21 protein-coding genes are annotated in these 21,257 nt (G+C 67.4%); 14 read left to right on the top strand and 7 right to left on the bottom strand.

The window, feature by feature from the left end; translation table 11 throughout:
- Nucleotides 1-7 precede the first annotated feature (7 nt).
- From V5F84_RS10185 to fliP, 13 genes are all read left to right on the top strand, one after another.
- Nucleotides 8-1,042: a flagellar motor switch protein FliG gene (locus V5F84_RS10185; RefSeq protein WP_394042705.1), complete on the top strand. Its 1,035-nt coding sequence runs from the start codon at nucleotides 8-10 to the stop codon at nucleotides 1,040-1,042.
- An 11-nt stretch (nucleotides 1,043-1,053) separates the two neighbouring features.
- Complete coding sequence (flhB, locus tag V5F84_RS10180; RefSeq protein ID WP_394042707.1) at nucleotides 1,054-2,130, top strand: flagellar biosynthesis protein FlhB; 1,077 nt, start codon at nucleotides 1,054-1,056, stop codon at nucleotides 2,128-2,130.
- Nucleotides 2,117-2,575 (top strand): BspJ family T4SS effector nucleomodulin, encoded by a 459-nt coding sequence (locus V5F84_RS10175; RefSeq protein ID WP_394042708.1) that lies wholly within the window; start codon nucleotides 2,117-2,119, stop codon nucleotides 2,573-2,575. Before flhB ends, V5F84_RS10175 begins: the two co-directional genes overlap by 14 nt.
- Before the next feature lie 76 nt (nucleotides 2,576-2,651).
- Entirely contained in the window at nucleotides 2,652-3,032 is a 381-nt protein-coding gene (gene flgB / locus V5F84_RS10170; protein WP_394042709.1) for a flagellar basal body rod protein FlgB, read from the top strand.
- A 2-nt stretch (nucleotides 3,033-3,034) separates the two neighbouring features.
- Nucleotides 3,035-3,463, top strand: a complete 429-nt coding sequence (gene flgC / locus V5F84_RS10165) for a flagellar basal body rod protein FlgC (RefSeq protein ID WP_394042710.1) — start codon at nucleotides 3,035-3,037, stop codon at nucleotides 3,461-3,463.
- A 2-nt stretch (nucleotides 3,464-3,465) separates the two neighbouring features.
- Nucleotides 3,466-3,810: a flagellar hook-basal body complex protein FliE gene (fliE, locus tag V5F84_RS10160; RefSeq protein WP_394042711.1), complete on the top strand. Its 345-nt coding sequence runs from the start codon at nucleotides 3,466-3,468 to the stop codon at nucleotides 3,808-3,810.
- 9 nt (nucleotides 3,811-3,819) lie between these two features.
- On the top strand, nucleotides 3,820-4,608 hold the full coding sequence (gene flgG, locus V5F84_RS10155) for a flagellar basal-body rod protein FlgG (RefSeq protein WP_394042712.1): 789 nt from the start codon (nucleotides 3,820-3,822) through the stop codon (nucleotides 4,606-4,608).
- Between the two features lie 17 nt (nucleotides 4,609-4,625).
- Nucleotides 4,626-5,285: a flagellar basal body P-ring formation chaperone FlgA gene (gene flgA / locus V5F84_RS10150; RefSeq protein ID WP_394042713.1), complete on the top strand. Its 660-nt coding sequence runs from the start codon at nucleotides 4,626-4,628 to the stop codon at nucleotides 5,283-5,285.
- Nucleotides 5,282-6,427, top strand: coding sequence for a flagellar basal body P-ring protein FlgI (flgI, locus tag V5F84_RS10145; protein WP_394042714.1), 1,146 nt, complete (start codon nucleotides 5,282-5,284; stop codon nucleotides 6,425-6,427). Before flgA ends, flgI begins: the two co-directional genes overlap by 4 nt.
- A 265-nt stretch (nucleotides 6,428-6,692) precedes the next feature.
- Nucleotides 6,693-7,424: a MotE family protein gene (locus tag V5F84_RS10140; RefSeq protein WP_394042715.1), complete on the top strand. Its 732-nt coding sequence runs from the start codon at nucleotides 6,693-6,695 to the stop codon at nucleotides 7,422-7,424.
- The gene (locus V5F84_RS10135; protein WP_394042716.1) at nucleotides 7,424-8,170 is read left to right on the top strand and encodes a flagellar basal body L-ring protein FlgH; all 747 of its coding nucleotides are present in this window, start codon (nucleotides 7,424-7,426) and stop codon (nucleotides 8,168-8,170) included. The genes V5F84_RS10140 and V5F84_RS10135 overlap by 1 nt, the downstream gene beginning before the upstream one ends.
- A gap of 18 nt (nucleotides 8,171-8,188) precedes the next feature.
- Nucleotides 8,189-8,701 (top strand): flagellar basal body-associated FliL family protein, encoded by a 513-nt coding sequence (locus V5F84_RS10130; protein WP_394042717.1) that lies wholly within the window; start codon nucleotides 8,189-8,191, stop codon nucleotides 8,699-8,701.
- Nucleotides 8,698-9,504, top strand: coding sequence for a flagellar type III secretion system pore protein FliP (gene fliP, locus V5F84_RS10125; RefSeq protein WP_394042718.1), 807 nt, complete (start codon nucleotides 8,698-8,700; stop codon nucleotides 9,502-9,504). The genes V5F84_RS10130 and fliP overlap by 4 nt, the downstream gene beginning before the upstream one ends.
- A 960-nt stretch (nucleotides 9,505-10,464) precedes the next feature.
- On the opposite strand, the gene V5F84_RS10120 is transcribed toward fliP, so the two are convergent.
- The 3 genes from V5F84_RS10120 to V5F84_RS10110 all read right to left on the bottom strand — a co-directional run bounded on the left by V5F84_RS10120 (nucleotide 10,465) and on the right by V5F84_RS10110 (nucleotide 13,936).
- A complete protein-coding gene (locus V5F84_RS10120) occupies nucleotides 10,465-12,141 on the bottom strand; it encodes a methyl-accepting chemotaxis protein (protein ID WP_394042719.1) in 1,677 nt (558 codons plus the stop codon).
- Nucleotides 12,142-12,339: 198 nt separating this feature from the next.
- The gene (locus V5F84_RS10115; RefSeq protein ID WP_394042721.1) at nucleotides 12,340-13,008 is read right to left on the bottom strand and encodes a response regulator transcription factor; all 669 of its coding nucleotides are present in this window, start codon (nucleotides 13,006-13,008) and stop codon (nucleotides 12,340-12,342) included.
- Between the two features lie 544 nt (nucleotides 13,009-13,552).
- On the bottom strand, nucleotides 13,553-13,936 hold the full coding sequence (locus V5F84_RS10110) for a response regulator (RefSeq protein WP_348846252.1): 384 nt from the start codon (nucleotides 13,934-13,936) through the stop codon (nucleotides 13,553-13,555).
- 226 nt (nucleotides 13,937-14,162) lie between these two features.
- On the opposite strand from V5F84_RS10110, the gene V5F84_RS10105 reads away from it, so the two are divergent.
- Nucleotides 14,163-14,822: a protein phosphatase CheZ gene (locus V5F84_RS10105; RefSeq protein ID WP_394042722.1), complete on the top strand. Its 660-nt coding sequence runs from the start codon at nucleotides 14,163-14,165 to the stop codon at nucleotides 14,820-14,822.
- 116 nt (nucleotides 14,823-14,938) lie between these two features.
- Here the strand turns inward: V5F84_RS10105 and V5F84_RS10100 are convergent, their stop codons facing one another.
- From V5F84_RS10100 to V5F84_RS10085, 4 genes are all read right to left on the bottom strand, one after another.
- The gene (locus V5F84_RS10100) at nucleotides 14,939-15,199 is read right to left on the bottom strand and encodes a transglycosylase SLT domain-containing protein (protein ID WP_394042724.1); all 261 of its coding nucleotides are present in this window, start codon (nucleotides 15,197-15,199) and stop codon (nucleotides 14,939-14,941) included.
- A 461-nt stretch (nucleotides 15,200-15,660) separates the two neighbouring features.
- Entirely contained in the window at nucleotides 15,661-17,541 is a 1,881-nt protein-coding gene (gene fliK / locus V5F84_RS10095) for a flagellar hook-length control protein FliK (protein ID WP_394042725.1), read from the bottom strand.
- A complete protein-coding gene (locus V5F84_RS10090; RefSeq protein ID WP_394042726.1) occupies nucleotides 17,538-19,913 on the bottom strand; it encodes a MotC family chemotaxis protein in 2,376 nt (791 codons plus the stop codon). Before V5F84_RS10090 ends, fliK begins: the two co-directional genes overlap by 4 nt.
- Nucleotides 19,910-21,253, bottom strand: coding sequence for a MotB family protein (locus V5F84_RS10085; protein WP_394042728.1), 1,344 nt, complete (start codon nucleotides 21,251-21,253; stop codon nucleotides 19,910-19,912). The genes V5F84_RS10090 and V5F84_RS10085 overlap by 4 nt, the downstream gene beginning before the upstream one ends.
- Between the last annotated feature and the right edge of the window lie 4 nt (nucleotides 21,254-21,257).

Genomic DNA, 21,257 nt, shown 5'->3' with positions numbered 1-21,257 from the left:
CCGCCCCATGCCCAGCTCATCCCCCTCCTACGCGGCCAGCAAAAGCCGGCCGCTCCACGGCACCGACAAGGTGGCGGCGCTGCTCATGACCATGGGCGCGCCGGTCGCCAACCGGATCATGAAGCATTTCGAGGCGGACGAGATCAAGCTTGTCACCCGCTCGATCGCCGAACTGAAGCCGGTCAGCAACGCGCAGATCGAAACCCTGATCGAGGACTTCGCGACCCATTTCGTCGCCGGCGCCAATCTGGTCGGCACGGCGGCGGATGTGGAGCGGCTGCTGACCGGCGTACTGCCGCCGGAGCAGATCGCCGAGCTTATGCTGGAGCTGCGCGGCGCGTCCAACCATACGATCTGGGATCGCATCTCCACGGTCACGGAAAACGTGCTCGCCACTTATATCATGAAGGAGCACCCGCAGACCGCGGCGCTGATGCTGTCCAAGGTGAAGCCGGCCTGCGCCGCCAAGGTGATGGGGTTTATTCCCGAGGAGAGGCGCAACGGCATCATGCGGCGCATGCTCACCTTCAAGCCGATCGTCGACAGCACCATGCAGGTCATCGAAAAGACCGTGCACGAAGACTTCATGATGAATTTCTCGCGCAACGCCGGCGCCGATCCGCATGCGCGCATGGCGGACATCATCAACAAGATGGAGCGCGACGACATGGATATGGTGCTGAACAGCCTTGCTGCGACGCGCCCCAAGTCCGCCGAGATCCTCAAGGGGCTCCTGTTCACCTTCGACGACATCATCAAGCTGACCCCGAAGGCCCGCACCGCGTTGTTCGACCAGGTGCCGAACGACAAGCTGATCCTCGCCCTCAAGGGCACCGACCTCGACTTCCGCGAAATCATCCTGCAATCGCTCGGCGCCCGCGTGCGCCGGATGGTGGAACAGGAACTCGGCGGCGGCGAGCCGGTGGCCCAGCGCGACGTGCACGACGCCCGCCGCACCGTCACCGACCTCGCGCTCGACATGGCCGGGCGCGGCGAAATCGAGCTCAATTCCGGCAATGAGGAAGACACTTATGTGCGCTAGGGCGTCGGCCGATGTCTGAAGCCCCGGACAAGGAGAGCCAGACAGAAGAGGCGAGCGAAAAGAAGATCAACGACGCGGTCGAAAAGGGCAACGTGCCGTTTTCGCGCGAAGTGACGCTGTTCGCCTCCCTGGTGGGCATCCTCCTTTGCCTGACGTTCTTCGCCTCGAACCCCGTGCGCCGCCTCGCGGACGATCTCGCGCGCTTCATCGACGATCCCGGCGGCTTCCGCCTGGAGGAGAGCGGCGACGCGGTGGATCTGCTGATGAGCCTGCTCATGGTGGCGGCGCGCTTCCTCACGCCCATCGTCATCATTCTCGCGCTGGCCGGCGTGGTGGCGACCGTGTTCCAGAACATGCCGCGCGTGGTGCTGGACCGTATCACCCCCAAATGGTCGCGGGTGTCTCCGGTCGAAGGCTGGTCGCGCATCTTCGGCACCCAGGGCCATGTCGAATTCGGCAAGTCGCTGTTCAAGTTCTTCGTCATCGGCCTGGTCTGCGCGATCCTGCTTTATTCGCAGCAGTATCAGATGGTGAACGCGATGTTCTCCGATCCGCTGCTGATTCCCTCCGTCGTGCTCTCCCTGTCCACGCGCCTTGTCTCGGCGGTCTGCATCGGGACGATCACGCTGGTGGGGGCCGACCTGGCGTGGTCCCGCTTCCATTGGCGCGCCGATCTGCGCATGTCGCACCAGGAATTGAAGGACGAGTTCAAGCAAGCCGAAGGCGACCCCATGGTGAAGGCACGCATGCGCGCGCTCGCCCAGCAGCGGGCGCGCCAGCGCATGCTCACCAATGTGCCCAAGGCCTCGCTGGTGATCGCCAACCCCACCCACTACGCCATCGCCCTGCAATACGACCGCGCCAAGGGCGGCGCCCCGCTGGTGGTGGCCAAGGGCATGGACCTGATCGCGCTGAAAATCCGCGAGATCGCCGAGCGCAACGACATTCCCGTGATCGAGGACCGGGCCCTCGCCCGCGCCATGTATGACGCGGTCCAGGTCGATCAATGGATTCCCAACGAATTCTATCGCCCGGTGGCGAAGATACTTTACTTCATTTATTCGAGGAAGCCCAATGCGCGCCCATAACGGCACCCACATCCTCGAGATCCAGCACCTGGACCATGCGGAGATCGAGCGATACGAGAAACTGCTTGCCAATGCGCTGAAGCAGGTCATCACCGAGCTTGCGTTCACCAACGCCGGGTTGATGCTGTCCTATGTGAGCGCGGGCCAGGAAAGCATCATCGCCGATATCCTCGCCTCGTCGGCGGAAATGTCCTTGAAGCCGGGCATCCTGCGCTACGGGCACCAGGCGACCAGCAGCGCCGAATGGGGCACCGCACCGGTCATGAGCCTGAGCCTGGAGCTGCATCACGCCACGCTGAGCGCCTTTTTCCGGCTGGTGTTCGATCAGTTCGCCATCGGCGTGGACATCGATTCGATCCGCTTCGCCCGCGCCACCGGCTCGCCCGAGGAAGACCTCGCCTGCTTCGCGGCGGCGCTGGAAGACATGCGCATCACCAAGCAATAGATCCCCGGCCCGGCGATCGCCAGCCTGGGGCAAGGTTCTGATCCTAGCTTGCGGACAGGTTATCCGGGAGGTCGGTTTGGAGCCCCTATTTCTGTTCAGCCTCGCATCGCGCCACGCCCAATGGGCGTCGGTCCGTCAGGCCGCCATTTCTGGGAACATCGCCAACGCCAACACCCCCGGCTTCAAGGCCACGGATGTGGAACCCTTCACCGCGGTGCTCGACAAGACGCATCTGTCCATGAACCGCACGTCGGCCCAGCATATGGACGTCGCCAACATCGGCGCGCCGACCAGCAAGGTGTCCAAGCGCGACGGCTGGGATGTGAACCATTCCGGCAACAGCGTGAGCCTGGAGCAGGAAATGCTCAAGGCCGACGAGGTGAACCGCGCCTTCTCTCTCAACACGAACGTCGTGCGCTCGTTCCAGCGCATGATGCTCGCCAGCGTGAAGACCTGAGCATGACCGTCCTCACCCTCGATCCGCTGCGGGCCGCCTCCGGGATCGCCGCCGCCGGCCTGGAGGCCCAGTCCACGCGCCTGCGCATCGCGGCGGAAAACGTCGCCAATGCGCGTTCCACCGGCAATGCGCCGGGCGCCGATCCCTACGCGCGCAAGACCGTCCAGTTCTCCGCCGAACTGGACCGCGCGCTCGGCGCCTCCACGGTTCGCGTGAAGTCCCTGGGCCGCGACCGCGCGCCGTTCCAGACCGAATACGACCCCGGCAATCCCGCCGCCGATGCCTCCGGGCAGGTGAAAATGCCGAACGTGAACACGCTGCTGGAAATGGCCGACATGCGCGAGGCGGGCCGCTCCTATGAGGCCAACCTCCAGATGATCAAGCAGGCCCGCTCCATGGTGGCGATGACCATCGACCTCCTGAGGAGTTGAGCATGATCGACGCGGTCAATTTCAGCGCGCTCTCGCGCAGCTCCAGCACCAGCCTCGGCGCGACGCGCACCGACACCCAGATGACGACGCAGACGGCGTCCCAGGTCGCGCCCGGCGCCGGCCCGGCCCCGTCCGATTTCACCGACATGCTCTCGCAGATGTCGTCCAACGCCGTGACCACCCTCAAGCAGGGCGAGAGCGCGGCGATCTCGGGCATCGCCGGCAAGGCCTCGGTCCATCACGTGGTGGAGGCGATCATGTCGGCGGAACAGACCCTGCAAACTGCGATCGCGGTGCGCGACAAGGTTGTCGCCGCCTACCAGGAAATCAGCCGGATGGCGATCTGAGGATAAGACATGCGCGCCCTAGCTATTGCCGCCACCGGAATGTCCGCCCAGCAGACCAATGTGGAGGTGATCGCGAACAATATCGCGAACATCAACACCACCGGATTCAAGCGCGCCCGCGCGGAATTCTCCGATCTGCTGTATCAGGCCGAACGCGCCCAGGGCGTGCCCAACCAGGATGGCGCCGGGCCGATCCCCGAGGGCGCCCGCATCGGCCTCGGCGTGCGCACGGTCGGCATCCGCAATCTGCACATCCAGGGTCCGCTCGCGCAGACCGGCAACCCGCTCGATCTCGCCATTAACGGGCGCGGCTGGTTCGAGGTCACAAGCCCGTCGGGCGAGACGCTCTACACGCGCGCCGGTTCCTTCAACAAGGGGCCAGCCGGCCAGCTCGTCACCTCCGACGGCTATGCGGTGATGCCGGCCATCACCTTCCCCGCCAATGCGACGGGCATCGTCATCAACGATTCCGGGCAGGTCTATGCCCAGATCCCGAACCAGCAGAATCCGCAATTGCTGGGCCAGCTCAGCGTCGCGAACTTCGCCAATGATTCCGGCCTCGATCCTCTGGGGAACAACCTGTATCGCGAGACCGCAGCCTCCGGCCAGCCTGTGGTGAGCGTCGCCGGCGACGTGGGCTTCGGCACCATCCAGCAAGGCTATCTGGAGGGCTCCAACGTCGACCCGGTCAAGGAAATCACCGAGCTGATCTCCGCCCAGCGCGCCTATGAAATGAACTCGAAGGTGATCCAGGCCGCCGACGAAATGGCGAGCACGGTTTCCAAGGGCATCCGCTGATCGCCATGAGGCTCCCCATGTCCGCACATCTCCCCGCGCCGGCGCCGCTTCGCGCGTCCCGCACCGAAGGTGCGCACATGGCGCGACGCTTCACCCGCAGTCCGGCGTCCTGGGCTGCGCTCGGCCTGTTCGCGCTGTTCTGCGCGCTGCCTGTCGCCGGCCGCGCGCAGACCATCTCCGCCATGGCGGCGCAGGCGGAAGCCAGCCGCGAGCCGACGCCTCCGGCGCCGAGCACCGGCGATGTCGCCGCACCGCGCCCGCCCGCGCCGACCGTCGCGGCGAGCGAGGACATTCCGGTGCCGGTTCCCGCCGTGACGATCTTCCCCGGCGACGTCATCACCGCCGGCATGCTCACCGAGCGCATGATGCCGCAATCCGCCGTCGCCCGCTCGGGCACGATGGCCGGCACGCCTTCGCTGATCGGCAAGGCCGCCCGCCGCCTGCTGGTGGCGGGGCAGCCGATTCCGCTCAATTCGGTTTCCGAGGTTCCCCTCGTCACCAAGGGCGCCGCGACGCGGGTGCGCCTGGAGGAAGGCGGCCTTTCGATTTCCGGCTATGCGACCGCGCTGGAATCCGGTGTCGCCGGCGCCGTCGTCCGCCTCAAGAACATGGACAGCGGCCAGACCATCCTGGGCGTCGTGCAGACCGACGGCTCCGTGCGCGTGAGCATGAAATGAAGGCCCGCGCGCTGCCGCGCCTTCGCGCGCTTCCCCATCTTCTGGTCGCGTTCGGCCTGCTGCTCACCGCCGGCATGGCCGGCGGGGCTTCCGCCGCCGCGGGCGGCACGCGGATCAAGGACATTTCCAGCATCCAGGGCGTGCGCGACAATCAGCTGATCGGCTACGGCCTCGTCATCGGCCTTCAGGGCACCGGCGACACGCTGCGCAATTCCCCGTTCACCGAACAGGCCCTGCAATCCATGCTCGACCGCATGGGCATCAATGTGCAGGGGCTGCAATTGCGCGCCCGCAACATCGCCGCCGTGGCGGTGACCGCGAATCTCCCGGCTTTTGCCGCCATCGGCACCCGCATCGACGTCACCATCGCCTCGCTCGGCGATGCCACCTCGCTGCGCGGCGGCACCTTGCTCACCACCCCGCTCAGCGGCGCCGACAATCTCGTCTATGCGGTGGCGCAAGGCCAGCTGGTATCCGGCATCGCCATCACCGGCCAGGCGGAAACCCTGACCCAGGGCGTGCCCACGGCCGGGCGCATCGCCAATGGCGCGCTGGTGGAACGCCAGCTCTCCGGCCAGCTGCGCGATCTGCCGGAGATCGTCATCGATCTCAACAATCCCGATTTCAAGACCGCCGCCATGATGGCGGACGTGATCAATGCCTATACCCGCGAGCGCTACGGCCGCCCGCTCGCCCGCGAGCGCGACCTGCGCACCGTGGTGGTGCAGCGCCCGCCGCAGGCCAATCCCGCCCGTTTCATCGCCGAGCTGGGTGACCTCACCGTCACTCCCGACACCCCGGCCAAGGTGGTGGTGGACCAGCGCACGGGCACCGTTGTGATCGGGCGCAACGTGCAGGTTTCCACCTTTGCCGTCACGCAAGGCAATCTCACGGTGCAGGTGCAGGAAACCCCGGTGGTGTCACAGCCCGCACCCTTCTCCTATGGCGAGACCGTGGTGGTGCCGCGCACCGACATCAATGCGCAGGAAACCGGCGGGCCGATCGGCATCGTCTCCGGCACCAATCTGCAAACCCTGGTGAACGGGCTCAACCGCTTCGGCCTGAAGCCGAACGACATCATCTCGATCCTCCAGGCGGTGAAGACCTCCGGCGCGCTCCAGGCCGAGCTGGTCTTCCAGTAGAGCCCGCGAGGACGGCGCGGCGGTCAGCGTCGCGCAAGCCACTCCCCCTAGAACGGAATCATGGAGAGAGGCGGGACGTGAGGCGGCGCAAAGCCACCCGCGCGCAAGAATGGAACACCATTCTGCGAGACCTGCACGACAGCGCGAAAAGCCTGTCTCGGCGATATCCGGCTTTGATCCTGAAACCCGCGCCCTCTGCTGCCGGCGACGGCAACGGCCGCCCGCCGCCGCAGAGCCCGTGCCCAATTCGACGGGAGGATGCTCGATGACCGCAACCATGTCCGCTCTGCTTCCATCTCTGCTGATCTTCATGACCGGCCTTGCCACCGGCGCGGCCTGCATCTCCCTGCTGGTGCAGGCGCAGATGAAGCGCCTGCGCGAGGACAAGCGCTATCTCATCGAACTGCTCGACGGCGCGATCCTCATGCGGCGCGACAACGCCCGCAAGGACGCCCCGGCCCGCCCCCGCGCCTTGACGCTGCCCCTGCTGCTGGTGCTCTGCACCGTGTTGGTCGGCGTCGGCCAGGAGGCGCGTGCCCAGAGCGCCCCCGCGGCCAAGCCGCAGGAGGTGGCCGTCGCCGATGCCGGGCGCGAGGACAATGCCATCCAATATTGCCGCTCCATCGTCAACGCCGCCTCCGACGCCCGCTTCGCGCGGCAGAAGGAGGCCCTGGCGGCCATGGAGAAGGACATCGAAGCCCGCATCGCCGCGCTGGAAGCCAAGCGCGCGGAATATCAGGACTGGCTGCAACGCCGCGAAGTGTTCCTGAAGAAGGCCGACGATTCGCTCATCTCCGTCATCTCCCAGATGCGCCCGGATGCCGCCTCCGCGCAGATCTCCGCCATGGGCGAGGAAGCCGCGGCCGCCGTGCTGGCCAAGCTGACCCCGCGCGTCGCAAGCGCCATCCTCAACGAGATGGACCCGCCCCGCGCGGCGCGCCTCACCTCCATCATGGTCGGCCTCGGCCGCCGGACGGTCGACGGGCGGGCCAGCTGATGCACCTGATTTCGAATCGCCCGCGCGTCGCCCGCGTGGCGTCCGCCCTCGGCCTTGCGATCGCGCTGGCGGGCTGCCAGACCACCTATGACAGCCTCGCCTTCGGGCCTGCGCTGACCCCGGTGGGAACCGGGCTCGACACCACGCGCCAGCCGGTGCCCATGGCCTTCCGCCAGCCGGCGCAGCGCAGCTTCCGCTCGACCTGGGACCAGGCCAACGGGCAGAGCATGTACCGCGACCTGCGCGCCTCCAAGGTGGGCGACGTGATCCGCGTGGCGATCGCCATCGACGATAAGGCGCAGTTCGACAATGCGACCGACCGCTCGCGGGATTCCAAGACCAAGCTCGGCGCCGATGCCGCGCTGAACCTTTCGGGTTTCGGCAAGGGCGCGAACGCGGCCGCCGGCTCGGGCAATCTGGATACGAACTCGTCCACCAGCACCACCGGCAAGGGCACCATCGACCGCTCGGAAAAGCTGCGGCTGTCCATCGCGGTGGTGGTCACCGAGGTGATGCCCGACGGCAATCTCGTCATCAGCGGCTCGCAGGAAATCCTGGTCAACTATGAGGTGCGCGTCCTGAACATCGGCGGCATCGTCAATCCGCTCGACGTCTCCGCGAACAATATCATCCCCTACGACAAGATCGCCGAGGCGCGCATTTCCTACGCCGGACGCGGTCGCCAGACCGATGTCCAGCAGCCCGCCTGGGGCCAGCGCATCTACGACATGGTCGTTCCCTTCTAGGTGGAGAAAACAGAAAAAATGGCCGCCGCACCCGCCAAGAAAGCCACCCCCGAGCCCGGGGCCGCCCCTGCCAAGAAGGGCGGGGGCATGATTCTCGCGCTGCTCATCCTCACCGTGCTCGGCGTGGTGATGGGCGGCGGGCTCGGCTATCAGCTCGCGGGCACGGTGGAAAAGGTGGTCGCCGCAAAGCCGCCGGTCGAGCCGGAGAAGAAGCCGGAGCCGCTCGCCTATTCCGGCACCCTGACCGCGCAGGCCCTGAAGCCGGTGGTTGTGAACCTGGCCGCCCCCTCGGGAACCTTCGCGCGCCTCGAATCCACGATCATCTTCAAGACCGGCGCGCTGGCAAACCCGCAGGTGACCGCCAGCGAGATCCGCGAAGACATCATGGCCTATGTGCGCACGCTCTCGCTCAGCCAGCTGGAGGGACCGAGCGCGCTCCAGCACCTGCGCGAAGATCTCAACGAACGCGCCGGCATCCGCTCCGAAGGCAAGGTCAGCGAACTCGTGCTCGAAACCCTGGTGGTGCAGTGAACCGGCCCGCCCTGCCCGCCTGCGCCCTGCTGCTCGCCGGCGGCCTGCTGCTCGCCGCCGAGCCGGCCGCGGCGCAGACCCTCAATCTCGACCAATTGCTGCCCGACAGCGGCGGCGGCAGCACCAGCGGGCGCATCATCCAGATGGTGGCGCTGCTGACGGTTCTGTCGGTGGCGCCGGGCCTGCTCATCATGATGACGAGCTTCACGCGCCTCGCCATCGCCCTATCCTTCCTGCGCTCCGGCCTCGGCCTGCAATCGACGCCGGCGAACCTCGTGCTGATCAGCCTGTCGCTGTTCATGACCTTCTACATCATGGGTCCGACCTTCGATCGCGCCTGGCAGGAGGGCGTGCGCCCGCTGACCGAGCAGAAGATCACGGAAGAAGAAGCGATCGCGCGGATCGCCGATCCGTTCCGCGATTTCATGCTCTCCCAGGTGCGCGGCAAGGATCTTCAATTGTTCGCGGACATCGCCCAGGCGAATGCCGAGAAGACCGACCGCAAGCTTGCCGCCCCCCTGCCGGCCCCGCCGAAGGCGGCGAACGCGCCGGAGGAGAAGATCGACATGCGCGTCCTGATCCCGGCCTTCATGATTTCCGAGCTGCGGCGCGGCTTCGAGATCGGCTTCCTGATCGTGCTGCCGTTCCTGATCATCGATATGATCGTGGCGACGCTGGTGATGTCCATGGGCATGATGATGATGCCGCCCTCGGTGATCTCGCTGCCGTTCAAGATCCTGTTCTTCATCCTGATCGACGGCTGGAACATCCTGGTGAGCGGGCTGGTGCGCTCCTTCTACTGACGACCTACTGACGACGCCCCAAGGCCCACCTGCGCCGGCGGCCTGTCCGGACAGCATTCGTGGCAAGCGCCCATCGGGCGCACCCGCGCAGCCGACCAGCCCCGCCGCAATCCGGCGGGGTTTATTTTTGCGCGGCGTGCTGGGCTTGACGCTTCCCGCTGTGCGACGCACGCGGGCAAGTGCCCTGCTGAGAGCAGGCGGACGATCGTCCCGATCTCTCCATGGCAAGGTGGCCCGGCCGGGCAAGCGCGCATGGATGCTCCCGCCCTTCCCGTCCCTGTGCGCGCCTCCATGCGCAAAGACATGCGCTCCGCCGGACCATACGGCGCCCTGCGCTCGTCCCGCCTGGATCGCCCAACCTCCGGCCGGCACGCGAGGGACTTCAGATCCCCTGCTTCCGCCGGACCGGGCGAGGACGCGCCGAGCCCTGGCCTTCTCGGCCTTGAGGACATCGCGGAGCGGCGGGAGAAAGGGGCCACCGGCGGCCGATTGGCTCTGCCGGGAGGAACCGGTCGCGCAGGATGGCGGCACGGCTGAGGCGTCGGCTTCGCACCCCGCCTCCCCGCGCCCGGCCACACCCCGCGGACGAAGGGGACGGGCGCATCGGGCTGGATCTCGGCGGTGTGGGATCGAATTTGGCGATGGCTGCCGTACCGGAGCCGGCGCGCCGACGCCCTCGCCGTCAAAGACCGCCAAGCCGGCACCAAAAGGCGCCGGCGGGCGCGGCTGTCGATACGGATGGGCGCCAGTGGCCGCCCGGCGCGAGGGCACAGAAGGGAGATGTTCCGCGGCAGGCCGCGCCCATCAGGGGGACGCGGGGGTAATCGGGGGGCCGATCGTGCCGGGCTTCACCGGTGTCCGCAGCAGGGGGCGGAAGAAGGCGGTGGCGTGCGAGGGGCGTCTAAACAAAATGAAGGCGGCGCCCGGCGGGCACCGCCTTGCTTTTCGGATGCGCGGCGTTCAGGCGGCGCGGAGCGAGCTGACGAACCGGGTGACCTCGGTCTCCATGGATTGCGACTGCTCGGACAGGGCCGACGACAGGCTCATCAGCTGGGTCGCGGCGGAACCGGTGGAGCCGGCGGCCTTGCCGACTTCGGTCATGTTGAGCGTCACCTGGCTCGCGCCCTCGGCGGCACGATGGGTGTTGCCGGCGATTTCGCTGGTGGCGACGCGCTGTTCCTCGATGGCGTTGGAAATGGCGCCCGTCACGTCACGGATGGAGTTGATGGTCGAGACGATGGAGCCGATCGACGTCACGGTGGCGCCGGTCGCCTCCTGGATCTCGCCGATCTTGGCGGCGATCTCGTCGGTGGCCTTGGCGGTCTGGGCCGCCAGTTCCTTGACCTCGGCGGCGACCACGGCGAAGCCGCGCCCCGCATCCCCGGCCCGTGCCGCCTCGATGGTGGCGTTGAGGGCGAGCAGGTTGGTCTGCTCGGCGATGTCCTTGATCAGGTTCAGCACGCCGCCGATCGAATTGGCGGCCGCCGAAAGGGCGCGGATATTGTCGCTGGTGCGGCCGGCCTCGTCGGCGGCCGAGTGGGCGATCTTGGCGGAATTCGCCACCTGCTCGCTCACTTCGCGGATCGAGGCGGAAAGCTCCTCGGCGGAGGCGGCGACGGTCTGCACGTTGGTGGAGGCGCCTTCCGCCGCGCTGGACACCGCATGGGCCTGGCGCGAGGTTTCCTCGGCGCTCGCGGAGAGCCCCCGCGCCGCGTCGGCCACTTCGTTGGACGAGGAGGCGAAGCGCTCGGCAAGGCTGCCCATGGTCTGCTGGAACGCATTGGCGATGGCATTGCGCTCGGCGATGATCTTCGCGGTCATCTCCTCATCCTTGCGGATCTGCTCGAGGCGCAGGCGCTCGTTATCCACGAGATTGTCGCGGAACACGCTCAGGGCGCGGGCCATCTCGCCGAGTTCGTTGGACTTCGTCAGGCCCATGATCTCGGTCTCGAGCGCGCCGCCGGAGATGCGCTTCATGGCTTCGGTGATATTGGTCAGCGGACGCGTGACGCCGAAGAAGATGAAGGCGATCGCGAACGCCGACACGGCGATGGCGAAAGCGCTGGCGCCGAGCATGCTGGCGCGCGCCGTGGTGAAGGCGGATTCGGCGGTTTGGGCAGCAAGGTCGGCGCCGTCATTGTTGAGCTTGACGTCGGCTTCCAGCGGAACAAGCAGAGCGTCGAAGGCGGTGGAGGCATCACCGACCAGCTTCAAGGTCAATTCCGTATCGCCGGCGCTCTGGGCGGCAAACACGCGATCCATCGCGGCATTATAAAGGGTGATCTTCTCCTTGACCGTATTCCACAATTGCTGTTCCTCGGGCGAGCTGATCAGCTTTTCATAGGTCGCGCTGGTCGCCTTGAGTTCGCTCTGGAGCTTCTCCACGCGCACATCGAGGGCCTTGATGTCGGCCGGGTTCGTCATGACCGCCTTGCGGACGCCCGCGACCCGGATGCGCGCGAGCTGGTACTTCAGTTCGCCCAGGACACGCACGCTCGGCAGCCAATTGGTTGAGATGTCCTGAGCGGAGGTGTTGACGCGATTGAGCACCACTGTTGCGATCACCACTTGCCCGAGCAGGCAGACCAGCAGAATCAGCACGGTTCCGATAAGCGAAGTTTTGAGGGTGAGGCGCATGTGTGTCTCCGGAAAGGCAAGTCCAGGCAGGTCCTGCCGTCGCATGTGGCAGTCAGGATCGAACCGGTCTTAAACGCGGAAGCTGGACCGAAGCTTGCGAGCCCCGGCCCGCCGGCCCCGCAACACGCTGGCCGAAAAAAGAAAAGCCGCCTCGTCGGGGGGGCGACGAGGCGGCCAGTGACGTCGGGCTGTGGGAGATCAACCGACGAATTGGTAACCGATGTAGCGCTTGGCATCGATGACGTCGTGGCCGAGGCGCATGCGCAGCTTCTTGCGCAGCTTGCTCATGTGGCCTTCGATCACGCTCTCGTCGACGTCCTCGTTGAAGATGCCGTAGATGGTGTTGAAGATCTGGGTCTTGGTGACGCGGCGCTTGCTGTTCTTGACCAGGTATTCGAGGATATGGCGCTCGCGGCGGGGCAAGGGGAGCGGCACGCCGTCCACCGCCGGATCGCGGCCGTCGAAATACACGCTGAGCCGGCCCGTGGTGGCGGGGCCGTTATTGGTGTTCATGCGGCGCCACACGGCGTCCGACCGGGCGACGATCTCACGGACATGAACCGGCTTGCGCACCACGTCATCGATGCCGGCAGTGTAGAGCTCGAGCGTCTGGGACAGCGACTTGATGTCTTCCAGCGCGATCACCGGCGCACGGGAGTGGGTGCGGATCATTTCCGGATAGGAATTGCGGGACTCAAAGTCGCCCGGCAAGAAACCCTGAACCGCGCCCAAGTCTTGGTCGGATGCGGATTGCAGCCATTCCTTGAATTCACCATGCCCGAAGCCGAGGGATGAAAATCCTTCGCGAGAAAATCCGGAAACATAGCTCTCGGCGACAGATGCGCGGGGATCGACAACCACATACATGGCACTGCTCCTCAGAATTTCGGCCGTTCAGGCTCAATCTTAATTCTTGGTGCGGGATGTTTTTCCGGTAAGAGCCAGCAGCTCCCGTTCCGTTGTTGAATTGGTATGAAGTAATTGCTTCTGCCACAACGAGAGTTGGTGCTGATTTGGAGCACCATCAGCGGTGGTTTCGGCTTAGCGGCACGATCTGGAGCGGGTTTTTCAGCCCAAACGGTGTTCTGGTGAGGAAGATTGATCCAGTCGGTATTATGCGGGGAGGCATGCTTCCGTTTCCGGGCGCTATTCCCTCCATTCTGGGTGGATTTGGAATCTTTCGAATGTGAGGTGGATGCATTCGCCGCCGGCCAGTGGCGGACCTGGGGCGGACCCGCCCGGAGGACCCTCGGCACCGGCCGCACGGCCGGGAACAGGAGGGCTGGCGCGCCCGGTCGCGGGGCTCAGAATCCAAACGCCCGGCACGAGGGCCGGGCGCTGGAGGTACTACTCGGGATGGCTTGGTTTGCGACGCGCGCAGGTCCATACGCGCCGAACGCAGATCGGAAGATCAGGCCTCGAACACGGTGTCGATCTTGCCCTTCAGCGTCTGCGCATTGAACGGCTTGACGATATAATTGCTGACGCCCGCCTTCTTCGCCGCGATGACGTTTTCCGATTTGGCTTCGGCGGTCACCATGATGAACGGGGTTTCCTTGAGCACCTCGTCGTCGCGCACGCGCTTCAGCAATTCATATCCGGTCATGGGCTCCATGTTCCAGTCGGAGATCACGAGGCCGTATTTGTTCACCTTGAGCAGCGAGAGCGCCTCGGTGCCGTCGGACGCCTCGTCGACATCCTCGAAGCCTATCTGCTTCAGGAGGTTCCGAATGATCCGAACCATGGTCTTGTAGTCGTCCACCACAAGAATTTTCATCGAAAGGTCTACCGCCATGGGACGCTCCGTTTGAGGGCATAAGAAATGCCGACCGAGAGATGTCTCATCGGCTCTTGTCGTTTCTTTTACCGGAGGTCGCCTTGCGCGAAGCTTGCAGCGTCGCAGGCGGTGGGCTGGTGTTCGGAGGGGTGTTTGAAATATAAAGAGACAACTTAATCTTCGAATACTGGAGGTCGGGATGTCCGCGAGTCGGCGACCGTTTCGCATTGAAGCTTCGACGCGCATGCCCGCTGATGCCGACTTCGGTCAGCCCAGCCCGGTCGATGGCCAGCTGGATCGCATTCTGGCCGAGCTCTCCCAGATGCGGGGGGAGATCGAGACCTTCAAGTATCGCAACCCGCTCATGGACAAGGAGCGCGATCGCAACGCCCTGTGGGCGGGGCTGGAGACCATCCAGGAAGCGATCCAGAATACCAAATCCGAGATCGCCGCCCTGCATGCCGAAGGGGGTGGGGGCGAGCAATTGTTCCGCGCCACCGACGAGCTGGATGCGGTGGTTGCCGCCACCGAAACGGCGACTGAAACCATTCTGAGCGCGGCCGAGGATATCGAGGCCCTGGCCACCAAGCTGTCGCGCTCCCTGGTGGGCGATGACCTGGCGCTGGCGGAGGCGATCCAGGCCCAGACCATCAAGGTGTTCGAGGCCTGCAACTTCCAGGATATTTCCGGCCAGCGCATCGGCAAGGTGGTGAAGCTGCTGCGCTTCGTCGAGGAGCGCATCGCCAGCATGGCGAACATCTGGGGCGGCGCGGCCGAGGTGGCGACGGCGAATTCCATCATTCCCCAGGTCCGCGAGGGCGATGCCGCCCTGCTGAACGGCCCCTCGCTCGCCGACGATGCCAATGTGGTGTCGCAGGACGATATCGACTCCCTGTTCAACTGATCTCCGAAATAAAAACCCCGCGCCCGCCGTGTTCATCACGTGCGGGCGCGGGGTTTTTCTGTGCGTGGATGCAAGATCAAGACACCGCATGACGGGAGCCTTGCCCGCGCGCTCTCTCAGCCGCTGCAGAGGCTGCGCGCTTCAGGCGTCCAGTCGCCCATCCCCGTGTCCACGAGGCGGCGGATGACGGCGCACACATAGCGCTTCTGGCCCGCCACATTGTTTTTTGAGGCATTGTAGCGCGCGACCGCCATGGTCCAATTGCCTTGGCTCTTGCGCCAGTCGCGCAATTCCTGCGCCGCCACGTCCACATTCAGCCGTGGATCGAACATCTGCTCGACGGAGCGGAATTTTTGCCCGTGATAATAGTAATTCACCTGCAGACAGCCGATATCGATCAGCTTGATGCCCCGCGCGCGCCTCGTTGAAGGCCCGCATGCCGTCCGCCAGGGATGTGGCGAGATAGTCCTTGCCGGCGATGTTCAGCATATATTGCTGGAGATGGCCGTTCACCCCGGTCTCCTGCAATCCCACCGCATAGAGTACGGGCAGCGGAATGTTGTAGGTCGCCGACGCGCGCGCCAGCTCGCGCTCACACACATTCGAGGTAGAGGCCGCGTCGCGCCTGGTCTTGCCCGGTTGAACGGCGGACGCCGCCCGCACGACCGGGGTCGGCTGCGCGGGTTTTGCGAGCGGCGTCGTCTGCGCCGGCTTGGCGGGCGCGCGGGCGATCGTCCCCATGGGGGTTTCCGCCGGGGCGGAAGGGGGCGGCGCGGCCGTACTTCGTGCCCCTATGGGCTCGGGAATGCCGGTGGAGAATGTTTGCGCGCAGAGGGGGTCAGCGAGGGAAATCGCCCCGGCCAAAGCTGTCGCGATCGCCCGTTTCATCGCGTCGTGCACCTTTCTGTTCGGAGGAATCGGAGGGCTGGCGCCCGGAGCCGCCGCCCGGCTGGCGTTCGTTGCCGCGCTCTTCGGGAGCCGAGGGCGGCGCGGGCGTGAACGGCGCGGTCTCATGCCCCGTGAGCCCGGTGAATCCGCTGCCGTCGGTGGTGACGATCTGGATGTCGCCGGGCTGGTAGCCGATGGAGCGCAGAAGCTCGCCCAAAGCGGCGCGATCCTGCTCCAACATGCGCGCCGTATCGGGATTGCTGGCGCGCAGGCGCACCTCCAGGCCCTGGGGGGTCAGGCGCATGCGCACATTCACCGTGCCGAGGTCGTCGGGATGAAGCTGAATCTCCAGCACCCGCACCGGCCCGGCCAGCGAGCCGGCGGCCGCGTCGGCGGTGTCCGGAGCGCCCAGGGTCGCCATCTCGGAAGAAATCGCTTCGGCCACCTGGCGCACCGTGGGCATTTCGGCGAGCGCCCGCATGCCCGCCTGCGACGGCAGGGGCGCCGCCCCGGCAACCTGCGGACCCTGGGGCCCCGGCGACGCCTCGGCGGAGGCAGGGCCCTTCGCCGCGACGTCCTGCGCTTCCCCACGCGCGGCATGGGCGTCCCCGGCCGGATCTGCCGGCCCGGTCGGCTCATCATGGGTGACGTGGCGCGCCTCCGCCGCGCGTGCCGCGACGCTCTGCCGGCCCCTGTCCGCTACGGTGCGTTCGTGCGGAAGCAGGACCGAGCCGGTCGCGCCCGGCTCGGAGGATGCGTCGGTGGCGCCTTGCGCGTACTCCGTGGCACCCCAAGGACGCGAGGCGGCAGCGGGCGGTCCATCGAGGTCGGCGCGAACCGACCACGGCGCCTGCCCGTTGCGGACGGGCGGCGTCGGCGGGGCACCGGCAACAAGGCCGGGCATCGCGCCGAGCCCGCTGGCCGGCGCGAACGGCAGGGCCTGGCCGGTCAGGCTGCGGATCGGCGCAAAATGGGTTTCCCGCGAGATCACGGAGACCTGGATCGCCGGCCCCGGTTCTCCAGCCGAGGGATCGGAAGGCAAGGAATCGCCGGCTTGAGCGCCGGCGGACCCGGCACCCGCCTCGGATGGACCCGTCGGCAGCGCCGCGGGAGCCGCATCGGCGCGGGCGAGCGCCGTGACGAAGGCCGCGCCGGCGGCATCCTGCTCCGCCCGCGTCGGTGCATGGGGCGCGGCTTCCGCGCGTTCATCCGAACCGGCAGCGGGGACCGGCACCGTCGCCGCATCGGCGCCTTTCATGGTCTGAGACGCGTCGGAAGCAGGCGGGCGATCCTGCGGCATCGCCGGCTGCTGGGACGCCGCAAGATCTTGGAACGTCAGGGGATTTTGGAGGGCCACGAGATCCTGCGGGGCGCGATCGCGGGCCGTGGCCGGAGCGTCGGTCTGCTCCGCCTTCGCGGGCTCGGATGTCACCGGCGTGCGGGCCGGGCGGTTCAGGGCCGCGAGCAATTGGGACAGCGAACCCGGACCATTGGTCCTGGCGGCGCGGACGGCATGTGCATGTCGCTCGACCACCGGCGCCGGAGCATCGTTCGCCGTCTCGTCGGGAGCGGTCAGCGCCGGCTCCTCGCGCTCGCGCGCCTGCGCATCCGCGCCGGGCTGAGGCATGTCGCGGCCGGCTCCACTCGTGTCGCCCGCATCCTGCGCGGGCGCGGACATCTGCTTGAATACCGCCGCAAAGCCCTGGCCGGCCGCGCCGTCGAGGCCCTCGGCAGGATTGCCCGGCGTGGCGCCGACGCGCGCGGCGCCCTTGCCGGCGGCAATATCACCGCGCCCGGCGCCCGGGCCGATGGAATAGTCCAGCGCTGTCATCGCGGAGCCTCCTTCAGAAGCTTGTCGATCTTGGCCAATGTGCCGCGCGCCTGCTCCTCGATGGCGGAGGGTGCGGGTTCTGCCAGGGCGGTGGCGGACGGGGCGACGGCCGGCGGGGGGGAAGGCGCGGGCGTCGCCGGCGCCGGCGGGCGCGGCGCCTGGAGCGCCGCGTTTTGCGGCGCGGGGGCTTGCGGCAGCGTCGTTTGCGGCGACGCGGCCGGAGCGGGAGCCGCCGTGGGCGGAGCGCTCGACGCCGTCGCCTGCGGCGCGGCAGCCTGCGCCGATGCGCGCGCGGGCGCGGCCTCGGGCATCTTCGGCGCGGTTGCGGGGCTTGCATCCGCGATGTTCGGGGCGGTGCGCACCAGATCGGCGGCCACCAGCGCGGCGTCCAGCAAAGCCGCGTCGGGCGGCGTCAGCCGATCGCGATCCAGCGTCGCGAGATCGGCCTGGGCTTGTTGAAACCCGTCATGGGTGGCGGCCTGCGCGGCAGCTTTATAGAGGCGCGCGCGCTCGGCATCGCTGCTCAGCGGGGGCGCGCTGGCGAGCGCGCGTTCCGCGGCGGTGATGGTGGTCCTCGCCTTGCCCTGGATGACCGCGCTGCGCGCCACCAGCAGGAATATTTCGCGCCGGCTGGCTTCGTCGAGCGGCTGCAACAGGCTGTCGAGGCGCTGAAAGCCGTCCGGAGCATCGATGAAGGGCATGCGGGTCAAGGCCGCGGCAAAGCGCTGGCGGAAATTCCCCGCATAGACCGAGTGGGCGAAGCGATCGAGATATTGCTTGGAGAGGCGGGCGAACTGGTCGGTGTCGCCGCTCTGGCTGGCAACCAGGATCTCGCGCCGCAGCGCCGCTTCCTCGACCAGAGTTCCGGGCATGAGAAGGCGAGCCAGATCGAGCAGGCGCGCGGCCTTCGCGGGGTCCTTGCGCACCGTCGTCGCCGCCTGGGCGATCGCCACCTGCGCGCCGAGCGCGTTCGGCAAGGTGCGGGCATCGATCTCGCCGAACAGGCGCAGGGCCTGCTCCTCGCGGCCTTCCACATAGGCGAGCGCACCGCGCAGCAGCCGTTCGTCGAGGGCCGGGAGAGGCTCCTGGGCGAGGATGCCGCGCAGCACGGCAGGATTGCCGCCACTGAGCACGTGGATCACCAGCGCACGGGCATTGCGCGGATCCTGCCACACCGCCGCCGGCGCGGCTTTGAAGTCCTGATCGATCTGCGCAAGCATGCGCCGCTGGCCATCGACGGCTTCCACGGAGCCCGCGGCGACCTTGTCCTGCAAGCGCTGCAGGGCGCGAACCGCCTCCATGGGCGAAATGCCGCTCGCCATGGCCGGCGGCGGGGAAACGACAAGGGCTTTCACGGGCGGCGGGGGCGCCTTGCCGTCGGCCTTGTGGTCGCCGCCGCCGTGGGCGTCTTTCTCGGCCTGGTCGTGGGCGGCCGCGTCGGCCGGCTCCTTGGCGTGGGAATCGGCCGTTCCGTGAGCGTCGGGGGCCGCCCCATGAGCCGCGTCGGCGGGAGCGGATTCGCCGTGACCCGCGTCGGCGTGGGCGACATCCCCCGGCTTCTCGGCGGGTTCCGTCTCGGCATGGCCCTGCGGGGCCGGCGTCGTCGCGGCCTCTGCCGGTTCACCGGGAAGGTCATGCGGCACCGCAGCCGGCGCCTCCACGGACGCTGCCACGGGGAGGGCTGGCGCGGGGAGGGCTGGCGCGGGCGCCACCGCGAACGGGGCCGGCTGTGCGGGTGGAACCGGCGCAGGGAGGACCGGGCGCAGATCGTCGCGGTCCGGTCGGCTTGCCTCATCGACGAGGGCATCGGCGCCGCCGGCAAGGCTCGCGAAGGGGGCGCGTTCCGGCGCCTGCTGGGGCACGGGCACCGGAGCATAGGGGCTCGATACGCTCGGCGGCGGCAGCAAGGGCAATGCGGCGCTCGGAAGCGCGCGCACCAGCGCCTCGCCCATCGCGCGGTCCGTCTGCACCGCCGCCGGTGCAGCCGCGACGGCCGGGCTGGAGGGTGTGGACACAGGGGGAGCCGATACGGTCTCACCCCCGCTCGCGACTTCAGCGCGGCGGATCTCCAACGGCGCGGCGACCGGCAAGGGAATGGGGGCTTGCGGCAGGGGCAGGCGCGCCGTGGCGGGCGGGGTGCCCACGGGCGCAACGGGTGTGGTGGGTGTGGTGGGTGTGGTCGACGCAGACGCAGGGGGCGCCGCCGGCGGATTGGGGCGCGCGGCCGGCACTGGCGGCTTTTCGGGCAGATTGGGCGCCGGTTGCTCGCCGGGCGCGCGCGTGCCCGCCCAGGGATCGAGCGCGGCCGCAGGCGCCGACAGCAGGCAGAGCAGGCTCGCCCCCGCGAGCAGAATGCGGGCGCGTGCATTCATGGCGCGGGCTCGCGCAGAAGAATTTCAATGCGGCGGTTGGCGGCCGCATAGGGATCGACCCGGTTTTTCAGGTCGCGATCGGCCACGCCCTCGATGCGGCGCACGCGCGCCTCTTCGAGCCCGCCGCGCACCAGCATGTAATAGGCCATCTGCGCGCGCGCCGTGGAGAGGCGCCAATTGTCATAGGTTTCGGAACGGAACGGCCGCCCGTCAGTATGGCCGCGCAAGACGATCTCGCCCGGCCGCGCGGCCAGGATTTTCGCCACCTTCTCCATGGCCCGCACGAGCTTGGCATCGGGGATCGCCGAGCCGACACCGAACATGGAATAATCGATGTCGTCGGTCAGGTTGATAACGAGACCTTCCTTGGTGGCCTTCACTTCCAGGTTCGGCGCATGGGACGCGCCCATGGTGGATTTCAGCGCCGCGCCCAGCTCGGCCTGAAGCGCCTGGGCGGCCTGGATCTGCGTTGCCTGGGTCTGTGCCACCGGTGTCTGCGCCGCGGAGCCTTGGCCGGACGCCTGCTGCCCGCTCTGCATCTGTCCGCTTTGCGCCTGGCCGCTTTGGGCCTGCCCGCTCTGCGCTTGCCCGCTCTGCGCCTGCCCGGCGGCGGCGGAACCGGCCTTGAGCACGGCGCCGGCACCCTGCCCCTTGGCGGCGGCTTGCGACGCGTCGGCGGCTTGGGCAGCCTCCTTGTCGCGGGGGAGCGATGCGTCGGCCCGCGGCGCGGTGGCGTCGGGCCGCGCCCCGGCGGGAGCGGCGTTGGATTTGACGGCGCCCGCCGTATCCGTCTTCGTCTTGCGGGCGGCGTTGGTCTGCCAATAAACCGGGTCGAACGGATCGCGGGAGGTGTCCCCGGCGCCGCTGCCCGGCGACCCGATGTCGCCGATCGCGGTATCCGCCGTGACGTTGCCGGGGCTCGGGTCGGCATCGCCCGCGAGCTTGTTGAGCACCGCATAGGGATCCTGGAACGCGCTGCGCTCCTTGTCGCCCTGCTGGCGGTCGTCACCCGCTCCGGTCTTGGCGCCGGTGGTGTTCTTGAGCGAATTCTGCTTGTCGCCCTCCGACGATGTTCCCTTGGCCTGCGTGTCCTCGGGATCGTTCAGGCCCTTGATCTCCGTGATGGAGGAAGCAAGATCCACCGGATTGAAGTAGTTGGCGATCGCCTTGCGGGTATCCTTGTCGGTGGCATTGATGAGCCACATGATGAGGAAGAACGCCATCATGGCCGTCATGAAGTCCGCGTGCGCAACCTTCCAGGCGCTCGAATGGGCTTCGTGCTCCTCGTCGTGGTGGCGCTTGATGATGATGATCTCGCCGTGCTCGGCCTTGTCGGACATGATG

The sequence above is a fragment of the Roseixanthobacter liquoris genome (genome assembly GCF_043195135.2).
Taxonomy (GTDB): Bacteria; Pseudomonadota; Alphaproteobacteria; order Rhizobiales; family Xanthobacteraceae; genus NCEH01.
The sequence above is the reverse complement of the archived record's forward strand: the minus strand, read 5'-3'. Positions and strand labels throughout refer to the sequence as shown.